This is a genomic window from Acidiphilium sp. AL, assembly GCF_025499445.1.
Classification (GTDB): Bacteria; Pseudomonadota; Alphaproteobacteria; order Acetobacterales; family Acetobacteraceae; genus Acidiphilium; species Acidiphilium iwatense.
The window spans coordinates 1-2,034 of sequence record NZ_JAIMBZ010000105.1 but is presented as its reverse complement, the minus strand read 5'-3'; the positions used below and the strand labels follow the sequence as shown (position 1 = coordinate 2,034).

Genomic DNA, 2,034 nt, shown 5'->3' with positions numbered 1-2,034 from the left:
TCGGCACGTATCGCGCCATCAGCAGCAAGCATGTGCCGCGATATCTCGCTGAGTTCGAGTATCGGTTCAATCGCCGATATGACCTCGCCAGCATGATCCCGCGCCTCGGCTGGGCCGCCGCCCAGACTCCTCCAATGCCGTATCGCCTCCTAAAATTGGCTGAAGTTCATGGGTAAACAATATAGGATATTTTCGGTCATTTCGCCTCGACGGCAGCACTGAGGTCCTCAAGATTCCGCCCCTTGGTCTCAGGCGCGAGAACGAGGCATATGACAAATCCGAGGAGTGCCGCGGCGACGAACAACCACAGTGCGCTCTGCAGCCCCCATGCCTGGACGACGCCGGGAAACACCAGAATCGACAGGATCGCGCCGACCCGGCTCACCGCCGTGCCGAACCCCGTCGCCCCCGCGCGCACGCCAGTCGGAAACACCTCGGTCGGATAGACGAAGTCAAGCACGCCCGGCCCCATGTTGGCGAACAACGTCGCAAGGCCAAACAGCACTACCAGGGCCACGAGCACCGGATGTGGCACCAGGGCGAGCACCACGAGCATCACGGTCAGACCGCCGAACGCGAAGATAATCAGCGGCCGGCGCCCCCAGCGGTCGACGAGCGAAACGCCAATCAGTGCACCGATCAGCCCGAGCAGTGCCACGACCGCCGAACCCAGATAGGCGGCCGCGCTCGAACCCAGGCTGAAGGATTTCAGGATCGTCGGCGTATAGATCGAGATGCCGTAGAAGGCGACGTCGTAGCAGAACCAGAATCCGGAAACAAAAATCGTCAGGCGCAGTAGGGGGCCGGTAAACATCGCCATCCATGGCATCGTAGCTGCGGTCGATGCCATCACGCGGGTTCCTGCAGCAGCGCCAAGTTTGACCAACACGCCCGAGGCCTCGTCCACCCGCCCCCGCGCTGCCAGCCAGCGCGGCGATTCCGGAATCGCAGCACGCAATATGATGACGACGACCGCAATCAGCGCGCCGACCACCATCATCCACCGCCAGGCGTCCGGGCCGAGCGGCAGCAGCAGATATCCCGCGACATAGGCGCACAAAGCGCCGAAGAACCAAGTCGCACCCAGCGAGGCGACAAACCCACCGCGCCGCTTTGCCGGCACGAACTCCGCCAGCAGCGTCGACGAAATCGGGTAGTCCGCGCCGATCCCGACACCAAGCAGGAACCGGAAAATCAGCAGTTCCCACACATTCTGCGAAATCGCGGTCAATGCCGCGAAGACGACGAAGAAGACCAGATCGAATAGGTACATCGCCTTCCGCCCGAACCGGTCCGTTAGATGCCCGAACAGCAGCGACCCCACCAGCATGCCGACGACCGCAGCCGCCGCCACCACCCCGGACAGTGCCGGCGGAATATGCCACATCTTGACCAGCAAGGGCAGAGCAACGGCGATCACCGTCAGGTCGAATCCGTCGAGGAACATCCCCGCCGCTGAGAGGAGCGTCAGTCTTCGATGAAACGACCGCAAGTCCGCTGATTCCAGGATTTCATAGCCCATCGTCCATCCCCCTTGTTCCAGTTTCGGTATAGAGCCCTCGAACATCCCGCAAAGCCTGGGAACACCTCAAAACTGTGAATAGATCATGACGATTCGAAAGTGAGTGCAACGGGTCGTCCCGGCTACGCGCCTGCGGAGACGTGCGCTCGGGTCGAGCGATGGATCGACCTGGTCTCGAAGCATTGTTCGGATATGCTCGAACGGGAGATACTCTCGCCGTCGTGCGCCTCGACCGGCTTGGCCGCTCGCTCACCGAATTACTCGCGACGATCGTGATGTTGAAGGACCGTGGGATCGCGCTGCTCAGCCTCGAAGAGAAGATCGATACCACGGCGGCCGCCGGAGAACTGGTGTTCCACGTTTTCGGGGCGATAGCTCATGTCTCCCCTCATTTTGAGGCCGCAGGCGCCATTTAGCCGAAGAATCGATTGAGGCCTGTCGGCATTCCGGAAGGAATCCTGGCGGCCCGGTTCCGATTCCGATTGTTGCGCGCCGCCGAAATCTCTTGCCAA

The 2,034-nt window shown here is 61.5% G+C and carries 2 protein-coding genes and 1 pseudogene; 2 read left to right on the top strand and 1 reads right to left on the bottom strand.

The window, feature by feature from the left end; genetic code table 11:
* Window positions 1-176: pseudogene (locus tag AiwAL_RS20050) on the top strand (IS1595 family transposase); the annotation flags it as partial.
* 20 nt (window positions 177-196) lie between these two features.
* Here the strand turns inward: AiwAL_RS20050 and AiwAL_RS20045 are convergent.
* A complete protein-coding gene (locus AiwAL_RS20045) occupies window positions 197-1,447 on the bottom strand; it encodes an MFS transporter (RefSeq protein WP_235706201.1) in 1,251 nt (416 codons plus the stop codon).
* A 233-nt stretch (window positions 1,448-1,680) separates the two neighbouring features.
* Between AiwAL_RS20045 and AiwAL_RS20040 the strand changes: the two genes are divergently transcribed.
* Window positions 1,681-1,938 carry a recombinase family protein gene (locus AiwAL_RS20040; RefSeq protein WP_262313477.1) on the top strand — a complete coding sequence of 86 codons (258 nt, stop codon included), beginning with the start codon at window positions 1,681-1,683 and terminating at the stop codon, window positions 1,936-1,938.
* The last annotated feature ends 96 nt before the right edge of the window (window positions 1,939-2,034 follow it).